21 protein-coding genes are annotated in these 20667 nt (G+C 60.4%); 3 read left to right on the top strand and 18 right to left on the bottom strand.

The genetic code is table 11. From position 1 onward, the window contains the following. Positions 1–159: 159 nt before the first annotated feature. Complete coding sequence (gene mobH, locus EK373_RS00550; protein ID WP_129640820.1) at positions 160–1974, bottom strand: MobH family relaxase; 1815 nt, start codon at positions 1972–1974, stop codon at positions 160–162. Positions 1975–2709: 735 nt separating this feature from the next. Here mobH and EK373_RS00545 point away from each other — a divergent pair. From EK373_RS00545 to EK373_RS00535, 3 genes are all read left to right on the top strand, one after another. Beyond that, the gene (locus tag EK373_RS00545; protein WP_129640819.1) at positions 2710–2955 is read left to right on the top strand and encodes a type II toxin-antitoxin system Phd/YefM family antitoxin; all 246 of its coding nucleotides are present in this window, start codon (positions 2710–2712) and stop codon (positions 2953–2955) included. Continuing rightward, positions 2952–3338, top strand: coding sequence for a type II toxin-antitoxin system VapC family toxin (locus tag EK373_RS00540; protein WP_129640818.1), 387 nt, complete (start codon positions 2952–2954; stop codon positions 3336–3338). Before EK373_RS00545 ends, EK373_RS00540 begins: the two co-directional genes overlap by 4 nt. Before the next feature lie 110 nt (positions 3339–3448). Beyond that, positions 3449–3844 (top strand): DUF3742 family protein, encoded by a 396-nt coding sequence (locus EK373_RS00535; protein ID WP_129640817.1) that lies wholly within the window; start codon positions 3449–3451, stop codon positions 3842–3844. A gap of 19 nt (positions 3845–3863) precedes the next feature. On the opposite strand, the gene EK373_RS00530 is transcribed toward EK373_RS00535, so the two are convergent. The 17 genes from EK373_RS00530 to EK373_RS00445 form a co-directional block, all read right to left on the bottom strand. After that, the gene (locus tag EK373_RS00530; RefSeq protein ID WP_129640816.1) at positions 3864–5411 is read right to left on the bottom strand and encodes a conjugal transfer protein TraG N-terminal domain-containing protein; all 1548 of its coding nucleotides are present in this window, start codon (positions 5409–5411) and stop codon (positions 3864–3866) included. A 366-nt stretch (positions 5412–5777) separates the two neighbouring features. Further along, a complete protein-coding gene (locus EK373_RS00520; protein WP_129640814.1) occupies positions 5778–7163 on the bottom strand; it encodes an integrating conjugative element protein in 1386 nt (461 codons plus the stop codon). A 178-nt stretch (positions 7164–7341) separates the two neighbouring features. Further along, positions 7342–8304: a TIGR03756 family integrating conjugative element protein gene (locus EK373_RS00515; protein WP_129640813.1), complete on the bottom strand. Its 963-nt coding sequence runs from the start codon at positions 8302–8304 to the stop codon at positions 7342–7344. Continuing rightward, complete coding sequence (locus EK373_RS00510; protein ID WP_129640812.1) at positions 8301–8690, bottom strand: TIGR03757 family integrating conjugative element protein; 390 nt, start codon at positions 8688–8690, stop codon at positions 8301–8303. The genes EK373_RS00515 and EK373_RS00510 overlap by 4 nt, the downstream gene beginning before the upstream one ends. A gap of 62 nt (positions 8691–8752) precedes the next feature. After that, on the bottom strand, positions 8753–9727 hold the full coding sequence (locus tag EK373_RS00505) for a phosphoadenosine phosphosulfate reductase domain-containing protein (protein ID WP_129640811.1): 975 nt from the start codon (positions 9725–9727) through the stop codon (positions 8753–8755). Positions 9728–10105: 378 nt separating this feature from the next. Further along, positions 10106–10465: a DUF3085 domain-containing protein gene (locus tag EK373_RS00500; RefSeq protein ID WP_129640810.1), complete on the bottom strand. Its 360-nt coding sequence runs from the start codon at positions 10463–10465 to the stop codon at positions 10106–10108. 544 nt (positions 10466–11009) lie between these two features. Further along, entirely contained in the window at positions 11010–11441 is a 432-nt protein-coding gene (locus EK373_RS00495) for a hypothetical protein (RefSeq protein WP_129640809.1), read from the bottom strand. Positions 11442–11707: 266 nt separating this feature from the next. Then, on the bottom strand, positions 11708–14665 hold the full coding sequence (locus EK373_RS00490; RefSeq protein ID WP_129643220.1) for a conjugative transfer ATPase: 2958 nt from the start codon (positions 14663–14665) through the stop codon (positions 11708–11710). A 349-nt stretch (positions 14666–15014) separates the two neighbouring features. After that, entirely contained in the window at positions 15015–15335 is a 321-nt protein-coding gene (locus tag EK373_RS00485) for a hypothetical protein (protein WP_129640808.1), read from the bottom strand. A gap of 183 nt (positions 15336–15518) precedes the next feature. Next, positions 15519–15950, bottom strand: coding sequence for a TIGR03751 family conjugal transfer lipoprotein (locus EK373_RS00480; protein WP_129640807.1), 432 nt, complete (start codon positions 15948–15950; stop codon positions 15519–15521). Beyond that, the gene (locus tag EK373_RS00475; RefSeq protein WP_129640806.1) at positions 15931–17382 is read right to left on the bottom strand and encodes a TIGR03752 family integrating conjugative element protein; all 1452 of its coding nucleotides are present in this window, start codon (positions 17380–17382) and stop codon (positions 15931–15933) included. Before EK373_RS00475 ends, EK373_RS00480 begins: the two co-directional genes overlap by 20 nt. After that, positions 17372–18253, bottom strand: a complete 882-nt coding sequence (locus EK373_RS00470; protein WP_129640805.1) for a TIGR03749 family integrating conjugative element protein — start codon at positions 18251–18253, stop codon at positions 17372–17374. Before EK373_RS00470 ends, EK373_RS00475 begins: the two co-directional genes overlap by 11 nt. Continuing rightward, positions 18250–18933: a PFL_4703 family integrating conjugative element protein gene (locus EK373_RS00465; RefSeq protein WP_129640804.1), complete on the bottom strand. Its 684-nt coding sequence runs from the start codon at positions 18931–18933 to the stop codon at positions 18250–18252. The genes EK373_RS00470 and EK373_RS00465 overlap by 4 nt, the downstream gene beginning before the upstream one ends. Next, positions 18930–19325, bottom strand: coding sequence for a TIGR03750 family conjugal transfer protein (locus tag EK373_RS00460; RefSeq protein WP_129640803.1), 396 nt, complete (start codon positions 19323–19325; stop codon positions 18930–18932). Before EK373_RS00460 ends, EK373_RS00465 begins: the two co-directional genes overlap by 4 nt. A 9-nt stretch (positions 19326–19334) precedes the next feature. Beyond that, positions 19335–19631, bottom strand: coding sequence for a TIGR03745 family integrating conjugative element membrane protein (locus EK373_RS00455; protein WP_232831088.1), 297 nt, complete (start codon positions 19629–19631; stop codon positions 19335–19337). 365 nt (positions 19632–19996) lie between these two features. Next, on the bottom strand, positions 19997–20230 hold the full coding sequence (locus EK373_RS00450) for a TIGR03758 family integrating conjugative element protein (protein ID WP_129640801.1): 234 nt from the start codon (positions 20228–20230) through the stop codon (positions 19997–19999). Then, the gene (locus EK373_RS00445; protein ID WP_129640800.1) at positions 20227–20550 is read right to left on the bottom strand and encodes an integrative conjugative element protein, RAQPRD family; all 324 of its coding nucleotides are present in this window, start codon (positions 20548–20550) and stop codon (positions 20227–20229) included. Before EK373_RS00445 ends, EK373_RS00450 begins: the two co-directional genes overlap by 4 nt. Positions 20551–20667 lie beyond the last annotated feature (117 nt).

Here is a 20667-nt window from a genome sequence, read left to right as displayed (position 1 = left end):
CCGCGCGCTTCCACGAACTACGCGCTGACGCGTGATGCCGGATTGTTTCCTGCCTTGGCACTTCGACCCTTGAATTGGACTTGCTTACGCGACCCTCGCCTTTCCTGGATCTATTTGGTCGCGCCGCGCACCGAGGATGTCCAAAATACGCGCGGCCGTTCATGCAGCAGCTGCATTCGGATTTTTGCTATCCGTCTGAACTTTTAGGTACAGGTTGTTCGGCGGCAGCTGCGAAAATATCGCGTGACCATCGATCAGCAGGTAGCCGTGCAGCCGCCGACTCTTACGCGGCCCCGTCACTTCGCACGTCCAAATATTGAGTCCATTCCGTTGTTTCTTGTGTGCGCGCAGGCGTTCGAAGCGCTTCTGAATCCATTCCCATGCCGCCATTCCGTCATGCCGGGCGGCTTCGGCGAGTTCGGGGTTTTCCTGTGCATAGCGTTGAAATACGCCAGGTGAAACGAGAAATGCCGTGCCGTCAACCGTGTGAACGAGCGCGCGCGAGTCATTGATGATGAGGCGGTGACTCGCGACGGCGTCGCGTAACCAAGTGATGAACCTCTCGCCGGGTGCTTCGACCGGCGGGGTGGATGGATTGCTGTGCATGCGCGTGCTTTCACCATCCGACATTGATATCGGGGCGCTGGCACGCTCGGCGTTGTCGTCGGACGCAGGACAAGCGCTGGGCAGATCCGAAAGGGCGAGTGCGTCTTTGACCGCCTCTTGATGAATGGCTTCGACATGCGATGAACCAGCACTGGCGTGCTCAGCTGGCGTACTTGTCAAAGCGTGGGCGGCCGGTGTTGTCTCTCTTCTCGAATCCGCAGCGTCCTCGATCCGAATCGTCCCCTTGAACGTCGGTGGACGCTCATTGGCTTCCCAGATCATCGCAGGGGACAGCCGCAGGAAAGTGAAAGTATTCGACCAGCCGGCATCGCTGATGACTGTCGCTCGCCAGATCGCCTTGCCGTTGGGCGCCGCCAACACAATCCCATGATCCTGCAGCGCATTGAAAAACGTGACGTTGTTTTCCGGGATCCCGTCGATTCCTTGTGAGAGCAGATGTGCGCGTAACCTGTCGCAAGTTGTCTTGCTGATCAGCCACAAAGCATCCTGTGTCAACCATCCATCGGACGCGTGAGGCTGGTTGAGTTTCAGCTCTCTCACGAGATAGCGCAGACCGTCGATCAACTGGCGTTGCAGGGTCCGCTTTGGAGCGGTGCGTGCTTTCGCTGGGTCTCCGCCGAGATCTTGTGCGACCGAGGCTTGGTCGGCTTGCACGACGAGCTCGCCCAGAATTCCCGCATGTTCGTATTGGCCGGCGAGCACATAGAGCAGCGCCGCCCAAAGTTCAGGAAAGCCGCTGAGCCAATCCATGATCAGTGGGTCAAGGATGTTCGTGTACACCAAACCTGCAGCGGCGCCGTGCAATCGATACGCGCGATCGCGTCGGAAACGAAACCGATAGGGCTTCTGCAGTGGGCCGTGCCACGGATACCAGCGGCGGCCGTCCTGATGCTCGACGTGTAGGTCGACTGCGATCTTGCCGACATCGTGCAGGAGCGCGGCGTATGCGGCGCCGGCAGTCCAGGCCTCCGCCTGGGCCGCTTGCGATTCAGGCGGCGAACCCACCGGTAGCAGATGTGACTGCCGCAGCCGCAACGCGTAAGCGACGATCTCCAAGCCGTGATCTAGCATGCCGCCCAGGTGCGCGTGATGGTGCGTCTCGCTTGCGGGAAACTGCTGGACGAGGAGAGCGTAGCGCTCGATCGGCGCGCGGTAGAGCGATGCGAACTGCGCGCGCGAAAGTGACGTGCGCTGCCAGATGTGATCAAGGAGTTGTTGACGACGCGGCGTCGCGAGCAATCTGGCCGCGGATTCGGGCGGCAGCAGCCCTTTCGGCAGCGCCTGCGCCGGAGCCGACGCGCTCTCAGGTTGTGCAGCCGCTTTTTTGCGGAACAGTGCGAACGTCATAGAAACTCATGCGGACGCAGCTCCTTTGGAAGTTGGCAACGCTTCCATCAGGATCGAGGCGGGCGGTGCTTCACACTCCATTCGCGGACTTCAGTGTTGCCTCGGGAAGGCTGCAAGATCAACGTGCTGGGGAAAGAAGCGCGGGCGGACACTGACCTAACCGCCCGCGCATTCCGCTTCGCATGAAGCTCCTGGCCTGCCTCCTGTGGGAAGCTCAGTCAGGAAACCGTGCGCTACCGCCGGGATCGTGACGGTGAGGAGCGAACCGTACCGGTCCCAACCTGCCGCAGCGAACGGTCGGCGAAAGGATGCTATGTGCCAGGGGCCGGTCACCACGGCAAAAGCGATTGCGGCCGCCTCCACATTTTCGTCATCGCGTGTGAGCCTTTTAGGTCCCTTTTCCTTTTCCGCCGGAGACGTTCGGCTGGTGGCCTGATCCCGTCTCGTGCTCGCCTGTTTCGGGCTGCGATGCCGTTTCCTCTCTGCAGGGGTGGGGCCTTTACCCTTGATTCCACCTGTTCCCATTCCGCCCTCTTGTGCCTTTTGGTCCGGAGCCGTTTGGGCGGGAGGTGTCAGGCAGCAATGGCGAACCAGGGCGTACCTCGAAAGTGCGCAACTACATGTATAGCAACGAAATTCCTGTCATTCCGAGGCTGGTCAGCCTGAGGGCTACGACCGTTGCGGGATGCGCCAGATTCGGACTAGACTAATCGAACTTAGCCTATAGGTGCGACCGTGCAGACCGTCAACATTCATGAAGCGAAAACCAACCTCTCGCGCCTGGTGGATCAGGCTGCCCGCGGCGAGCCGTTTGTGATTGCCAAAGCGGGAAAGCCGCTCGTTAAGGTGGTGCCACTGGACGCGCCAGCGGCTGGAGAAGCGAAGCGTCTCGGCTTCTTGGAGGGGCAGATCTCGGTGCCCGATGACTTTGATGAGATGGGCCGTGCGGAGATCGACCAGCTCTTTGGAAATGAGGAATGAAGCTGCTGCTCGACACACATATATTATTGTGGGCGGCCGGGCGGCCTGACCGCCTGCCGCAGAGTGCTCGAGACCTGATCGCGGCCCCCGAGAACGAGTTGTTCTTCAGCGCGGCAAATCTCTGGGAGGTCGTGATCAAGCGGTCGTTGGGCCGCGATGATTTCAAGGTGGACCCACGCGTGCTTCGGCGAGCATTGCTCGACAACGGCTACAGTGAATTGCCCATCGGCAGTGAGCACGTCGTTGCTGTCGACAGTCTTCCGCCGATTCACAAGGATCCTTTCGACCGCATTCTCGTCGCTCAGGCGTCGATCGAAGGAATTACGCTGCTGACTGCGGACCACGCGCTGGCTGAATATCCTGGATCGGTGCGACTGGTCTAGTCTTCACTGCGGGAAAAAGCTGGTTCGGAACATCAGCTCGTCCGGGTTGTCGGTAGGAGTAGGAGCGCTGCCTCTTCGGTTATTCCAATGGACTGTGGGTGAGGTCGGCCATGAATACTTACGCGAGCAAAACCCGCGGAGAGCGTATGGGTCGATGGTTCGGCACCGCCTGGCGGTGGGCCGTGCGTCAAGATGTTCGGGCGACTCGCTGGATGCTTGATCGCGGAGTACCTCGGAAGGTTGCCGTGTCATCGCTGTGGGTCCTGAAACTCGGCGTTGTCGCGGCCTTGCTCTATGCGGCATTCTGGTTGGCACTCGTGATTGCTGCCGTTCTGATTCTTGTAGCAAGCGCATCAAATGCCGCCCAGGATTCGGACCAGCCGAAATGGCTGGAGAAGGACCCGGATGATCATCGAGAAGATCTCTTCTATCATCCACTGTCATACAATGACGATCCGGATCCACGCTTTTACGATCCACGACTTGATGACAAGTCGTCGCAGTAACTCACGCTCTCGAAAGCGGTTACCGTTTGCTCTGGGCCTTTGAGCCTTCGTCAATTCGCGTTGTAGCCATTCGCGTGAGAACATTTGCGCCTTGCGAACCGGCCTGCCCGACGTCGCGCGAACCCTGCGCTAGTCCCTGCAGCACGTTGCCTGCATAGATTCCTGTCCATGTAAGCGCGGTCATCCAAAGTGAGGGCAGCACGAGAAACATGACTGGAGTCACGAACCAGTTGAGGATCATGTCCTGAAACGTATTGTTGAGCCCGAGTAGAGCATTGAAGTTGCTGTGCGGAGCGTCCCAACCATACATGGCATCCAGGATCGTGCTATCGATCCAGCGCGCGAGTTGAAACCAGAAATCCACGAAGAACACCGCGAATTGAACGCAACTGATGACCGCTACGGTTTTCAGCTCGAATGTGCCCACCACCAGTACCAGCGGCACGCAGATCACGAGTGCCATCTTGAGCAATGACAACACCATCGGTAACGCCTGCCTCATGGCATCTGACGCCGGCACATAGCCCAGCGTGCCCATCATGACGCCCAGGTCCGCGGCGATGCGCGTCGCGAGGTTGGGTGCGGTCATGCCGATTCTCCCGCCATAGTCTGTGTAGACCTGCCCGTGGTTGACGGTCTGGTGGCGTGGGGATGCGATAGCGCGAATGACCGCATCATCTACTTCATCCTGCGACAGGAACCCGGCCCATTGGCGAAATCGCAGCAACAAATCCGGCTCGACTTGTGTGAGCAAGCGCGCTCGCAATCCGTCGTCAGCATCTGACCACCATTGCTGGCAGGTGGGATAGCCGTCACCGCTCGGAGTCTCAGCTAATCCTGCATCGCGTACAGGATCGTACGGCCATGCGTCGCGCGGTGTACGAGAATGATAGGTATCGTAAAGCCCCGCTGTGGATAGGAAGTAGCTCGATCCAATCCAGGTCACGTCATTCATCTCGTCCTCGCTAAGCGTGGGCCGGCTTGCGAACAACCGAGCACGTGCGGGTCCATAACAGTCCCGGCCGAAATCGGCGATCTCTTGTGACAGCGTCGGGTCATCAATACGGGTCGCATCGATCTCGATGCGCATCTGCCGTAAGTCCGTCCCACATGGAATAGAGGCTGAAGCAGCGCCTGTAACAGCCTTCGACAATGCGTGGATGAAGAACCACCAGACCGGCACCTGTGCGGACTGTCCGTTGAGTTCCGTGAACACGGGCTCCCACCCTGTTTCTGCAGGCAACGGCAGCGTTACCTGACATTGTCGCGAGCGCGGGCGATCAAACTGGATGGTGTTGAGGTCGATTTGAATGAGCGGGATGCCAGCGAACACAATGATCAGTATAGCGACCCAGACCCGCTGCTCGATACGCATCGAGGAGAGTACGCCTTTGTTTCCTTCATCTATGCCCTCGGTGCGGGAGCGCAGCCACTCCTGAAGGACAATCACCAAGAATGGTAGTGCCACCACGCCGCTGGCGACGAGGACATTCCAGATGCCGTTGCTGACGAGCCAGCCGACGAGCGTGAGATAGTACTCAAGGTAGTCGCTCGTATATAACGTCATGTGTCGTGCTCGCCGCTCTATCAAGTTTGCAGAAGCGTCGTAACCTCAAGCGCGGCCACCGCGAGCACTGCGCCGATTTCTGCGCGGCGCAGTCGAGTTCGTGTCTCGGCGTTTGATTCGCGCCGAAGTACACGGCCGCACATCCACCACCACCCCAAAGCCGTTATCGCGTACAGAATTCCGCGCCACACCGCGAAATACCCCGCGTGCTCGTGAAGCCACGCGGTCCAACCCTTCACGTCACCCGTGAGCCATATGCCAAGCACGTTGATGGCAGCAGCAGCGAGCACGGCCGCTAGCACGCAGAGGAGGACGCGTGCAAAACGACGAGGTAGCGGCCGTCGCGCATGCGTATGGGTAGTCATCTCAGTTCTGACCGCCGCCCCCGGCACGCTGGATCTGTTCCAATCGATCGGGGCGATCACCCTGGAAGACGCCGCGCGAGGCATCACTGCGACCACTGTGGCGCTCGATGATTGCCATGGGTGCGTTAGACGCCAGCGTGCGGCGGACTTCAAGTTCGGTGCGCAGGCTTTCGATCTCTCGCGCGAGCCACTCGGTCTCACGAGAGATGGCATCTTGAGCGAGCCGGTTCGAGGCGACGTTAGGTTCCTTGGCGCCAGCCAGTAGGAGGCGCTGTAGCAGAAGTGCCCGCTCGAGCACGGCGGCGAGCGCGATCTCCGAGGCCAGACGGTGGGCGAGCAGGTTCTGGTCGGGCTCATCACGAAGGGCTTCGATGACGCCTCGTGTGATCGGCATGGCCGTACTGCCGGCCGCTACGAGGTTTTCGATGGTCAGCGCCTGGGCGCCGGTGACGAGTCCCTGCAGTGCCTGGAGCTTACGTTCGTATTCCTCTTGGATCAGCGGGGTGAGACCGACGCCAGCCGTCGCCTGAGTCTTGGTGCAGGTGTCACAGGTGCGGTGCTGTGTCTCCCCAAGGACGCGGATCGCCCATGCAGCCGCGGCATCCGGGGAGGGCCAGGCCGCACAGGAAAGGCGACCGTTGCAGGCATTCGGGTCGATGGGTGAGGTGTCGGTGATGCCGCGTCCGTTCAGAAGGTTGTAGCCGGCGCGCGCGATATCGCCCACCACTCCAATCGGCTCCTGTCCCGCGCCCCCAGCATCCTGGCCACCAATCCAGGTCACGCCATTGTTGCCGCGATTGTTCTCCGCCGCTTCAATCGCCGACACGGCATCGGTGCTTGCGACCGCATCCCTCAGCGCGAGTCCTTCGGCCAGTTGGTCCCAACCCAACTGTCCACCCGCGACCTCGGCCATGCGATCTGCGATTTGACGGCACGTGAGTTTGCTGCGGTCATAGTCCAGCCGTGCCTGCAATATGCCGTTGGTCAGCAGGTTATACAGCCCAGGATCGGCGCGCTGAATGATGAGCGCAGGTAACGAAGCGACTGCAGCGGTCGCGCTCTCGATGATGTCGCTCATGATGGCCTGAAAGCCATCCGTGATGCCGTTGAGCTGATTGCGAAGCGTCACTTCCAGGCTCATGTCGCCGCAGATGAGATTGGCGTTCCATCCAATGCCGGCACCGTAACTCTGCATGCCAGGCGCGCGACTCATCGAGACCGCGCTGCCGCCGCCGATCGTGTACAGCACGTGATCATCGATCACACTGCCATGAATCCGTACATCCTCATCAATGACGGTTTGGGCGAGCAGAGCGCTGCTTGAGAGCAATAGGCCGCTGACGACAGCCAGTCTGATTGCGTGGTGAACGGAAAGAGGTGTGATCATGTTCTGTGCGGCGCTAGGGGAACGCACGGAACAGTGAATCGCTTTCAGTCAGGCTCAACCGCAATCAACCCGATCTTGCGGCTCATCGGATTGTTGGCCCCGCTCTGTTTGAAGGCGGGCGTGTGCACACTGGCGCGCGATGGGCGGCATTGCAGGTGAATGGCCGCCGAACGTATGGTCAGTTGGCGAACTCGATGTGACCCAGGAAGATCTGTCCTCTGCGCTCGCAGCAACTGTAGGGACGCCACAGTGCCCAGGCATAGCCACCATCCGTGGCTTGCGCCCGCGCATTCCGATGCGGAAACACAGCGCAGGTTGATGACAGCGTTGGCGTGAGTGGTTGCCACTTCCCCGTCCTCGCGTCGTTTTCGATGAGTGCGCCCGCCGGCCAGTAGCCGTCCTGTCCTTCGACGATCTGAATATCCCTGGGTAGCAACGGTTGATAGACATGCGGTTGGCCGCCACGTGTGACGATGTCGCCGGCGCGCTGTGCGACCACCGCCGCAGATTTGTGATCGTCCACTTGATGCAAGAATCCGCCGCGGGGATAGACGTTGCCCCAGAGATTCAGTGACTGGCGACTGCCGATCTCGCGCCGACCCGGAATCAGCGATTCCGGGTAGAACATCTCAGGAATGTTGTATCGCCATGCCAGCGTGTCGAGGGTACTCAGAAGGTAGGGTGTCAACGGAGTGCCGGCACCGGGACAGATGTAGCCGAGTTGAGCGGCGAATCGATTGAAGACGAGCCCCGCCGGGTGGCCGATCACATCCGCGTTCTTGAACTTCGCCATGTCGTTTTCGTTGGCCTGATCCGCCGAACCGTCGCCACCGCTCACTGCGGTCGTGTTCGGTCGACTCATCGCGGCGACTTCAACCCAGGGGTTCTCTCCCGTGTTGCTATAACTGGAGACGACGGCGTCGGGGACGTAATGACGCACTTGGACGGAGGTCTCGACTTGGCACTCATAGATCGAGCACCGTAGCCAGAAGCAGATGCCCACAACACGGTATTCAAGGCAGTCCAGAGACAGCGCCGAGGACGTGATGCTGGCGGTGTCGATCGCGAAGGCGGTGCTCGTGACACTCATCAACAGGTACGTGATGCGCCGACGCCATTTCGCGCGACAACTGCCGGTCATCTCTGCGTCCTCTGTCGATAATCCTCAACACTCGCCAGTGCGCGCGCAATGTTTGTCTCTCCGTAGAGGACATATCGCCGATCGACGACGATGGCGGGGACCTTGGTGACGCCCAGGCTCCAGGCACCGATCACGCCCTGATACGCCGTTGCCAAGCGCTCTTGCAGTTCAGAGCCGCCGCGCTTCAATCGCTGTTGCGCGATCAGCGACGCCTGTGCCGGATCGGAAGGCAACTTCGATGACAGTTCGGCTTTGATGCGTGCTGGGGCATCCAACTCAATCAGGCGAACACCCGGTGCCATCTCCATCGGATGTTCCCGATCGGTGATCACCCAGATCTCCGCTGCCCGTGCACTCGCCTCAAAGGCAAGTGCACAGGCAGTCATGAGCAGCAATATCCAAACACCCCTGAAAGCATCGCTGTCAGTGGTACGTCCAGTGGGTGCGCTCATTCGCATAGACCGTACACCGAACTGCATGCCGGCGGGGCCTGCAATCGAAAGGCATCGATCTGGCGACCGCCGCGAGCCGTTTGTGCCCAGCGCACGCGTCCGTCGATGCACAAACGATCGAACAACTCCGCCTCGGTCTCGCCGTCCCTGGCGGCATCGGTGAAGAACGTGCTCCATCCGCGCTTGGAGGCCAAGCAAACCAGCGACTCCCATTCACGCTTGATGGCGAGGTATTCAGGGAATCGCTTCCAGATTTCCAGGAGTTCGTCCTTGCAGCAGTTGATGCAGGGCATGCACCCCACACGTCGCATACCCAGTTTATAGAGAGGATTGAGCTCGACGCCGCGCGCTCGCACGGCGGCGACGACTTCCATGCTCGTCAAGTCCGCGATGGGGTGCACGATGCAGTACCCCTCAGCGACTCGTTCGCGATCAGGAGCGTTGCGCCGGTGTAGACTCTCGTCTCGCCGAATGCCGCGCCAGCTTTCGACTGAGAAGCCTTCGGCGATCCGATCAAGCAGATACCGATCGAGCGGGATGCGCTTTAGGTGCTGCGTGCAGAACTGAGCCATGCGTGAGGGAAATCGTCCCTTCCACAGGCACAGATCCAAAAATGGATTGCCGGTCGGATGCAGTACGCGCAGCGCGCGTTGCACGATCTTCTCAGGCACGCCTTTCTCGGGCCACACTGTTTCACAGTAAACGCGCTTGGCGGCAATCTGGCGCGAGAACTCCGCACGAACGACGTCGACATTGGCGCCCAGCACGGTCGGCAAATAGTGGCCCACATACTCGTAGGTCAACTCATGCTCATTGCCAGTGTCGGCGAAGACGAACTTGCAGCGCTTGACGCCCACCTGGTCAATCGCTCGGAAGGCGGTTTCGGTGCTGTCCTTTCCACCCGAGACCGATACGACAACCAAAAGACGTCGATTCGAGCTTCTGTCGTGAGTCCTTCGCCCTGAGCGCATCTGTAGTACCACTGGAGGAAGCAGGTCCAGTGGGTAGTCGAACCGAAGCCGCGTCGTGCAGCCGCAAACAATGCGAACGTGAGTAGAGCGGATTGAACGCGAAGGGACAGGTCGGTTGACCGTATGTCCCTTCGCGGAGCTAAGAGAAGGCTATGGGACCTGGCGGGAGGTTTGATTCGATACGTTCTTTTTCAGCTCATCCCTGAGCTTGATCGCGTCGCTTTCGCCTCGACACGGACAACAGAGTCCATTCCCAACGACATACCATCCATCCGGCAATCTCAGCGTGCGATAGTCGCCGGAAGTATCGATCGCTACTCCATCGGAGAATCGAAGCGTGCTCATAACATCGCCTCCCAAGTTCTCCGGATTCGATCTTTAGGTAGGAGAAAGTGGCGCAGCAGTTTCCAATTGAATGTGCGTTTCGGTCGCGCTCACGAGCAGATCGTCAGTGCCGTTCAGAATGGCCTCGAAGACCGGGTCAGTGACGTCGAATCGCTCGACGAAATCGTCGCCGCCAAACTCGAGCCTCGCGGTGTCCCACCACGCATCAGAATCGTCGACGTTTGGATTGCACCCGATCGCGTAGGCCAATCGCTTGTGTGTGCCACGATCGTCCTTCTCGCCGATGGCAGACATCATGTACACGCCATGGTCCTTGACGAGAAGGATCTTGCAGCCATTCGCCTTGGCTTCTTCCAAGACCAAGCGCAGATCACCATTTTTGAATCTCAGCATGAAGTAGTTTCCTCGGGTGAAGAAATTGGGTAGAGCGCGCGCACGGCACGTATCGGCTCGGGCGCAGTCCGAAATGACAGGTCGTCTGGCTCGCTAGAATGCGGCGATGCGACGGATGACAAACGACGACCTCATCGCAACACATGATGCTCGCCTCAGAGAGGACGTATGTTTCGCTGCGACCTTGCGCAAAATTTCATGATTCATTGATCTGAGACTCCCATTCGTGTTCACCACAGATCGCGAGCCGGAGCTGATGCGGACCTCGGCGAACTTGCTGACCATTCCAATCAACTCGGGTCTCTCCGCAGTACATCGCTGAGCCATCAGGCCCGATGCCGGTGAAGAGGGCAATGCCGGGGATGAGATCAACGGTGCCAATCGCAGGCTGGTCACAGATCGGACAACGCGGAACAGAGACGCATGAAAGGTCTCCTGCAAGAAGGAAGTGGTTAACTGGGACGGGACTCTCGGGATGCCGCGACAGGCATCAAGGTGAGAGGACACGCGGCCAACCTTGGTGCGCGTGTCCATACAGAGGTCCTTAGTCCGCTCTTGATGCGCCGGCTGAAGGAGTCTCGGTGTTCGAGCTCGCATCGAATGACGCAATTGCCCTGTTTAGTGCCGCGATGGCCTGATCGACTGAGATCGGACGGTCGCGAAACGCAGGCCCATAGCCGGAACGGTAGAACGGTTCCTCAGTACCGAAAAAGATCTCCACGGGGATACTGACCTGTCCGCGGGATAGGGACTTATCGTCGCCAACGGTGGTCATAAAGCCTTCGGCCTGGAACCACGGATCAAAACCACAGAAGCCGGCAATGCATGCGGAAACGCCGCTCTTGTTGCGAATCGCGAACAGATCAATATCGAAGTGCGAACGCTCGTCTTCCGAAAGTCCTTTCATGACTCGGACAGCTTGCTGCAGCCGTTCGACATAGAGGGCCCCGGCGCTGCGTATATTATGAGTGTGCATATCATCTCCCGTCAGTGAGTGGTTGAAAAGGCACGACTGTTTGAAAGATGCACGCCATCTTTCGAAGATCGCTGACTTGGCTGAAGAGAAGTGCATCGCCACCAGATGTGCTGGTGAAGGTCCGCGGCTACGATGCATATGCGGACTGGGTTTCGGTCGATGCGCAGAGCCGCACGCAGCCTGAAAGACCGATAGCTGCAGAATCGAGATCAAGATGGACGAGCGGAGAGCTCACTGCAGCAGTGAACACGCGTTGGCGCCGATCCCTATTTATTGGGACTGCCAGGCGTCGGGCGCGCCGTAGTGCTCGCAATAAGTTCCTCGAAGGACAGCGGCTCGATGCCGCGTGAGCGATCCAGCCGCTCGGCAACACGCATGGCCGCCTGCAGTTCGCTAATTCCTTCCGAGGTCATCAGCTGATGGCGCTCATGCTTCTCGTCCGATTCCGTCATGGCTTGCGCCAGGTAGAGGCTCGGGGGAACGGCGCGAAACAGGATCTCCGTCGACTTGCTGAGAATGACGCCTTCTGAGTACTTGCCCATTTCTTTGCGAGCCGAGCGCAAGAGGGCTTTCTGCGCAGGGCTGAGCTCGCGAAAGCGCGCCACTTTTTCCACTTCATCGACCGGCATGCTGAGACAGATCCACCACTCGATCATGTTGAGCATGAGCTTCGCGACCGCCGGAAGGTCGTCCAGGTTCTGCGTCGCCAACCAGAACCAAGCGCCGAGCTTTCGCCACATCTTCGTGATCTTCACCACATACGGGGCGAGGAGCGGATTTCGCGTGATGATGTGACCTTCATCCGTCACGTTGATCAGTGGCCGACCGAGATACTGGTCGCGCTCGGCGATATTGTTGACTGCGTTGATGAGGCTGACGTAAGCGACGGCGAGTTGCGCGTGATATCCCTCGCGCGCAAAGGTCGCCAGATCCACGATTGTGATATCCGCCTCTGGCCACGGCGTCCCTGGGCGATTGAAGAGCTCGCCGTCCGCGCCCTGGCAGAACATGTCCATGGCATCGGCCATCTCGAGCAGGCGCGTTCTGCGCGGCTCGGGCAGCACGGGATCGCTCGCGCGGCGCCGTAGGGCATCGTGCACGTCTCCGGCGAGAACGGTACGTCGCTGCGATGAACAGTATTGTGCGGCGTCGATGATGCACTGGCGGATGAGACTGCGGTCGGCGCGCGTCATCCGCGCTTCTTCCTGCTCTTCGCCGCCGGTGATCATCAGGCGAGCGGTGATCTCAAGTTCACCGAGTACATCGCGCTGCTCATCGGGATCGTCGGTCCGTCCCGTAGGCGTATCCGGTTCGTCCAACGCATCGACGTCCAGGGTCTGAACATCATTCGGCGTTTCCACGAGTCGGCGGGCGTCTGTGAACGGTGCGAGGCTCACGCCGGCGCCAGGTGCGAGTCGCACTCGATGCACGCTCAGCCCCAGCCGTCGAGCGAAGTCAGCAAACAGCCCGAAAGAGTTGCCGGCCTCGACGACGAAGACTCTCGGCCTGTAGATCGCCGTGACCTGATTGAGCATGCTGCTGAGCGTCGCCGACTTGCCCGACCCCGTCGGTCCGAACAGGAACAGATGGGCGTTCATCTGTCGGTCAAGGCGGTTGAGCGGATCGATGCTGACCAGACCACCGCCACGATTGAAGAATGTCATGCCGGGGTGTCCTGTCCCCAGGTGGCGTCCCCAAATAGGCGCGAGGTTTGCGACATGCTGCGCCCACATCAATTGCGTGTACCACTGCCGCCGGTCCATGGCCGGGTTGTACTTGCAGGGCAGCCAGCGCAGATAGCTGTTAAGCGGCGCGACCTCATCGTGCTCTCGCACGGGTTGCAGGCCGGCGCCCAGGAGGGCGTTGGTTAGTTGCAGCGTGCGGTCATCGAGTTCGGCGAGATCACGACCGTGTATGTAGAACGCGATTGCTCCACGATACAACTTATGGGCGCGGCCAATCGTGGAACGGGCTTGCTGCACGTCCTGGCGAGTCTGCTCGGAGTCGAGCGTGTCTCCTACGGATTTCCTGGCGAGATAATTCAGGTGCGATTCGAGCCGGTCCTGTGGTGTGATCACGAGCGTGATGCACATCACCGTGTCATCGGGAAACTGGTCGAAGAGCGCGTTGATCGCCTCGCCACTTTTGGAGGTCTCACCCGTCGTGTGCCCGGTGACCGGGGGCGTGCGCAGTCGGTCGAGCACGACGACGCGATGAGGCCGCTCGTCGAAGGACCACACACCGTGATCGGCATCGGACCGTGGGGAACCAAAGAAAAGCCGTTGCGCGAAATCGGTGCCGCTCGCCAGCTCTAACGTTTCGGCACTGCTATCCTCTGGGTAGGCAACGAGCTGATAGAAGCGCTCTCTGGCCTCGGGCGATGTTCCAAGCATCGCCGGAGACGGGTTGAACCAGCGCACGAGCCAAGCGTGAATGTCGGCCGCGCCGAGTCGTCGTGCCTTGATGCCCGCGTTGGACAGACCACCGACGAGTCGATCGCAGGTGATGGTCAGATCTTGTTCGGGGAACGCTTCGCGAGGAGATGCATTCCGTGACGCCCAGTGCCGGCCGGCACGATCAATGCCATTCAAGCGACGATAGACGACCATGCGCACGCGTCGCGTCTGACCGCGCCAGGGCAGCTGCGTCACCGCATTATCCCGGAAGAGACCGCCGGGCCGGGACACGGAGCGCAGGTGGTGCTCGACCAAACGTAGATAGAACTCGGTAAACGCCGTTCCTTTGGCCCGTGGATGAACGTAGTCACGGAGCGCGCGGAGATACGGGTCCCAACCAGTCTCATCTTGAGCGTAGAGCTGCACGACCCATGGGTCGTCATCGAGCTCATCGAGGCTGTCCTGGAGCGAGTCCTCCAGCGCGTCACGGACCTGATCGAGCCAGAGTGTTTCGCGCCCCTCAGTGGCGATCGGCGTCAGTTCGAAGAACGCCGCGACCGACCGTCCGTCTTCGAGGAGCAGGCTTTGTGAGTTGGGTAAGAACTCGACCCACGGGAGCATGTCGACGAAGGACGGTGCGACATCATAAAGCGCTCGTTCGTCGGCGAGCGTTGCGCGGCGATGCCGTGACTCGCGCCATGTATCTGGTGCAGGAATGCCGTGAGCGCGCAGATGAGCGACGTACTGTTCCCAAGCATCCGCCGAGGGCTCGCTCGGTTTGGACGGTGCTCGCGCGAATGCCGCGGTAGCATCTTGCTCTGCCTTCATCAGATCACGGCCCACAGCCACGTTCGGCTGTTCCTTGCGCGTTGCGGGAAGGGGCATCACAGGCGTTACCTGTCTGTAGGAGGGATAGAGGCGTGATGCTGCGAGCGTCAGCTGGGTCGTGCCGCTAGGAATCGGTGCGCGTTACATACCGCTTTGGCAGAGGCGGTGTTATTGCCAGATGCACGCGGTATGCGCTCATGGTGTTGCTCACGTCACGCGCGTGGTCAATGCACGATCGTGCGGACGGGAGAAAGAAGGGGACACGGCTTCCCGCAGCGGGGAAGCCGTGTCCCATCAAGTAGATGCTTGATGTTGGCTAGATCAGACTCTGCGAGCAGCGCTGAGGAACTCAGGAGCGCAAGTAACTAACGTCTTTGAGACGACGTAGCGCTTTGGCTTCCAAAGCTGTGAGCCCGATAAACTCACTCTCTGTGAGGGAGATCTCATCCGGATAGTAATGAAAGAGCACCTCGTCGGTCCCATCATCGAAATAAGCGTGAACCTTTGGCATGGGGTCACCCATTCCTTCAGGTAGCGTACGTGGCATCGGTCCTATGGTGACGGAAACGATCTTAGCATCGGCCATGTTCGAGTCCTCGCATAGCGGGTGTGGATGATTTTGGAGAGTCCCTGCATCGGCATTGCTGCGTCCGAGTACGACCGTCAGCATGTCGAGCTGATAGTTCTGGTCACTGCGGGGAACCGCAGCGCAGCCTCGAGGACCTATGGCCGCCTGGCTTGGTGCTGACGCAGTCAGTCACACACGAGCGCGAGATGATTCAGCGAGGATGGAATAGTCGCGCGGTAAGTCGCACGCCAGCGATAGCGGGCGTCTCGCGAGCGATTTGGTCAGTCAATAGTCGTCGGTGCGTTCGCCCGGCAGGGCATACTCGACCCGCGAGTGCAAAGCAAAGACGGTGCTGTAGCCGGGCACTGGAACCTGCTCTGACCCGGCGAGATGCGGAAAGACGTACATGATGAGATCGGGATTCGGCAGGCGCGGAAACTGTCGATAGATTTCACTGCGAGCCGTGCGCGTGTAGGTGACATTGGCGGCGAGTGCCGCTGAGCGGTCCGCTTCGATCAATGGGCGTCGCAGTGCTTGCCGCGCATCCAGTAGTTCCCGATTTGCACCGGCTCCCGGCTGACCGCTCGTGTGTTGGTTCCAGATGTCGAGCATCGTGGCGCTGTCATGCGTGAGCAGCGTGTCTTTGCTCGTCGCGCAGCCGCTGAGCGCCACGGCCACCAGTGCCATGCGTGTTGCGTTAGTCGAGATCCGAAACATGACTCGCTCCTAGGGTGTGGTTCACCTTGCGTCCCGCCGCGTCATAGTCGATCGCGAGCGGCTGTTCGATGTGGATTGCCACCTTCGCGCCAGGTGGCACGTACACAGCAGCGAAAGCCTGGCCATATAGTTTGTTGACCCATTGTGCGAGGTCCTGGACGCCGCCCGAAAGAATGCGCCCCATTGCCTCATTCCCCGAGATGCCGACCGTGCCGAGCGATCCGGCGGGGCTGACATAAGAGATGCTGCCGCTGTCGGAGTCGATGAGCGAAGCCGCGCCGGCGCCGGCCGCGGTGATTAACGATCGTGAGGTCAGATACTGTTGAGCGTTGCTGCGCTGTAGGCCGCTGACACAGGGAATGCCATGTGGATCGCTGATCCACCCGAGACCGCTGCGGAGGGTGTCGCCGGTCGTCCCGTTGCCCGAAGCAGTCGAGCCCACAGTGCGAATCGTGCCATCGTGGAACACGAAGGTGATCGAGCGTATCTGGCCGCGCACGCATGACCATGTCCAGTCGCCCGAGGCTGTGCCGCTGGCGATGGCGCCCGCGACCTCCGGCAGTTCGACGCCATTGGCCGACAGGTTGTCCGCACCAATGAGCACCTTGAACGGATACGGATCATCGATCGCGCCGTCGACCGGGATACGTCCGATCAGCGCGGTCATCGCGACAGCGCCCATCAATGTCGAATTCGCCGGCACCGTGTAGATGGGTCTCGTGGTATCAGCTTTCTTGACCTCGCGCTGTGACACACCACCCTCGGGTTGTTTGTCACCATCGGAGCTCGGGGTGTCTTTTGTATCGTCTAGGGCTGGACCAAAACTCGTCGGGAACACAGCAGTGCTCGCGGATGATGTTGGCCGCGAGCCCGTTTTCCTATCTGCGGGTCTTGCGTCCTGCGGCTCGACCCATTGGAGGCTGGAGACGTCGTGCGGGCCGTAGGCATCCTCTTCGCGTAGCCCGAGACCCACTGGTAGGTCGGCGTGGCCGGGTGAGGATCGGTCAAGCTGCTGCTGCAGCTCGAGCAGGAGACTGCGGATTCGCTCTTGCTCGCGTGCGCCCTGCTCTCGATCTTCTCGCGAGCGGTCCCGCTCGGCCTCGAGTGCAGACTGGATGCGCCGATCGATCGCGCTTTCGCGCTGGCGGAGGCGCTGGTTCTCGGCCTTCTGCTGCTTGTTGCCCTCGAGGGCACTCTTGAGTTCGGTTCGTAACTCCTTGACCTGAGCCACGAGCGTCGCGACGGTGTCCTCCGGGGTGTCGCCCTCGATGCCGAGACTTTTCATTTCCTCAGCCGTCAATTCGCTTGCTGCTTCACTTGCGGAACGTGCCGGGGAGGGCGTTGGCGGACTGGAGAGCAATCGCACGCCGACGAATACGACAAGCAGCACGATCGGAATCAAGAGCCACTTGAGTAGACCATTACTCTTCACGTGGACCTCCGTCGTTGATCGATGCGGGCGGTAGATTCGAGCTGGCATCGATGGACCCGATTGAAGGTAGCAAGGCTTCAGCCAGGCCATGTCCACGAGTGATGAGGTACAGCATCGTCGTGTCCGTCGAGTCGCCGGCAGGGCCGAGATCGGCGTGCTGGAAGGTCGCGGCAAGGAAGTCACCTTGCAGTGCGCGCGGGTCCAGCGATATCCACTGCGGTTCGGCGTTCGTGATGCGGAGGGCGGTCACCCAATGATCTGCAAGACGCCACGCGGCCATTGCTTTCAAACGCACCGCCAGCGTGGGCAGCACCGTGTCGAGGGGTAGATTGCGCGGTGTCGCCACACGCACGAGTCCAGACGCCGGCTCGAGCGTGCGAAGCGGTGCATAGAAGCTCTGCGCAGCGTATCGCGTGAGTACCACAGAAACGGGTGTCGGGATGGCCGCAGGGTCGTCTGACACCTGTACATCGGCCCCTGCGTGGAGCTGTCGATCGGTGAGAGCCCGCGCCGCCTCGCCATCAATGATCCGGATCGGCTCCAGAGGTGCGGCATCGGCCATCGCATGTTCCGCCGTCACGTCCACCAGAACGAGCGCACCACTGATCGCATCCTGCAGTTGCAGGCGCGTCGGTTCGATGGGCGCACTTGCTTGGAGGTACAACGCGCCGCCCGCACTCTGCACGCGCAAGCGCTCGCTGACCGAGGCCGGTATCCCGACTCTTACGTTGCGATCGACAAAGATCACGCGTTCCTGCCCGACCACCAGGCGGATCGAGAGTGGCAGTCGCTCCCATCGAAGGATCTCTACGGCATGGCCGACCGATCCAACGCCAAGCAAGAGCGCGCTGAGGAAGATCGAATGCTTCATGATGTGCCTTCCGATGTGCCGGGTAGTCCTGAACGGTCAGGCGTTGCTGGGGCAGGCGATGCAATTCGTTGTGGCGGCGTGCTGTAGCAGTTGATGGCGAGGCCAAACGGATTGCGCTGCGGATCCACGTCAGCGCGGACCGCCTTCAGGGAATAGCGAATCAATGCGCGCTTGACCTGCTCGGAGCCGTAGTACTCATCGGCGGTCACATCGAGCGTCACGATCCAGTCGCGGTTCGACACGGTCTGGACCCGAATCGCAGGCGCTTCGCCATAGCCGCGCCCGGGGATTTCGTAGATGCCGCGTACACGTTGCCGCAGCTCGCCGGCATCGCGGCGGGTGGCAAAGTCATGCTCCAGAAACGTTTTGCACGCGGGTGTCAGGTACGCGTCGAGCGCACGGATGTTTCTTGGATAATCCTCTTCACCATTGGTCGGCCAGCGGTGCAGTTGCTGCCAGACGTAGAACGTAAAGGCGTAAACGGACTCCGGCGGTACATCCCACCACTTGCGTACACTGCCTGTCCGCAGATCCGGTGGCACATGGATGGTCAGTTCACGCGGTGCGTTCCACCAACCGAGCGCCAGTAGTAATGTGATGAGTAGAAGCGCGACGGCCGCGAAGCGCAACGTTCGCACGTGCGCTTGCAGATGCACGACCTCATTCTGAAACCGGCTCATCGTGTCGGACCTCGCCGAATACTCCAATACCCGGAGCGGTCGATGAGTTCGCTCGCACCGACATAGCGGGACAGCGCCGGGACGCGTCGTCTTATGCGCCACTGCATCTGCCGGTAGAGCCAGGTGTCCGGTCGACCGCGCTTGTGTCGCCGGAGTACGCCGCCACCTGCGAAGACGCCGACGGCCATGCTCACGGCGATGACGGTCGGCGCCAGCGCAATGCTGTGCGCAATCCACGCAAGCGGAACGCCGATCAGCAGCCCGACTGTTGCGCTCAGCGTGACGGTGATCCACAACTCATCCGCGGTGAGACCGCGCACGACCGTAGGTTGGCGGTTCAGGCGATGCGGCAAGAACGTCACCCTATCGCGTGGCTCGAGATTCCCGCTCACGCGATGACCTCACAGGATGTCAGTGGCCGCATTGAGCAGCCAGATTGCGATGACTAGGAGCACGGCCCCCACAGCGACCGTCAGACCAAACTCACCCCACGTCTTGCGGCCCGTCTGGATCTCCGAATAGGAGACATACCCGTGATAACAAACGCCAATGAACATCGTAGAGATGACGAGGAGTGCAACCAACAGCACAACGTCGTAGCTGTAGTTCTGGATGGTTTCTAGGATGCCGTCACTGGGTCGCGAGGGATCCTCCACGGTCGGCAGGCCCTGTGCTTGCACGACGGATGGCAAGCTCATATCAATCAGCAGCAAGCTGGAAAGAACAAGAAGAGGAATTGCACGATTGAGACGGATGGATGATTTCATTGCGGGGTCACCGATCTACTCGCGGGAGGCGTGATGCTGCGAGGGGTCGATCGGGGCCGCCGCAATGAATGGGCACGCGATGCACACCGCTTTTCCCGCGCCGGAATAACGGTCAGTGAACGCGATACGCGCTTAGAGAAATTGGTTGAAACTGCCTGCGATGCTGCTCATCGTGCTGGCCAGCCCGGTCGCGCTGAGAAGAGCGTCCCGAGCAGACGCACGCTCACGGGCAGGGCCGGATACCAATGGCGGGGAAGTGCAGCGAACGGCAGAAGGCTCGCGTCAGAGCCGACGGATCACGACAATAGGAAGTAGGTCAGCACGAGGTACATTGAGACGAAGCGGACGATGACCATCAAGAGAGCACGATGGGGGAGCTGGTGTTCGGCCCAGCCGACATAGGCTGCGCGCATCGCCCATACGCCCCAGAGGAGCAGGACGGCGAAGACGGTGCTCAGCAGCAGCATGGCGCTTTCGGAGGGACCGAAACCGCCGTTGGCGAGAAATGCATCGAGTTGATCTTGAGTCATCGCGCTGGCACACCTTCACGGCGGTACTCACCGCTCAGCGTGTCTGGGTCGCGCGGCTGCGCCCGACTCGGGCTCAGGTAGTCCTCGATACCTGTGCGGATGCGCACCAGGTCCTGGCGCAACCGCGCGTAGTCAAAGTGGTAGCGGGTATTCGCGGGCGGTGAGGAAGCGCTCTGCGCCGCCAGGCGATCAAGCACGTCGAGTTGACGCATGAGCGCGGCGAGCCGCGCGTTCTCTAGATCCGAATCGGCAGTGGCGGGTTGACACAAGCTCAAGCCGACCGCGAGCGTCACTGCCCACAACCGCGGTTGGGTCTTCATCGTGAGTCCTTGGAGCGTCATTACACGCGTACCCGTTAGCTTCAATTGTGAGATAGGAGCTCGATGCTGCGACGTTCGGTGAGAGCGCGCCTCAATGAATGAGCGCGCACCGGATAT

The organism is Peristeroidobacter agariperforans (assembly GCF_004138335.1).
Classification (GTDB): Bacteria; Pseudomonadota; Gammaproteobacteria; order Steroidobacterales; family Steroidobacteraceae; genus Steroidobacter; species Steroidobacter agariperforans.
The sequence above is the reverse complement of the archived record's forward strand: the minus strand, read 5'-3'. Positions and strand labels throughout refer to the sequence as shown.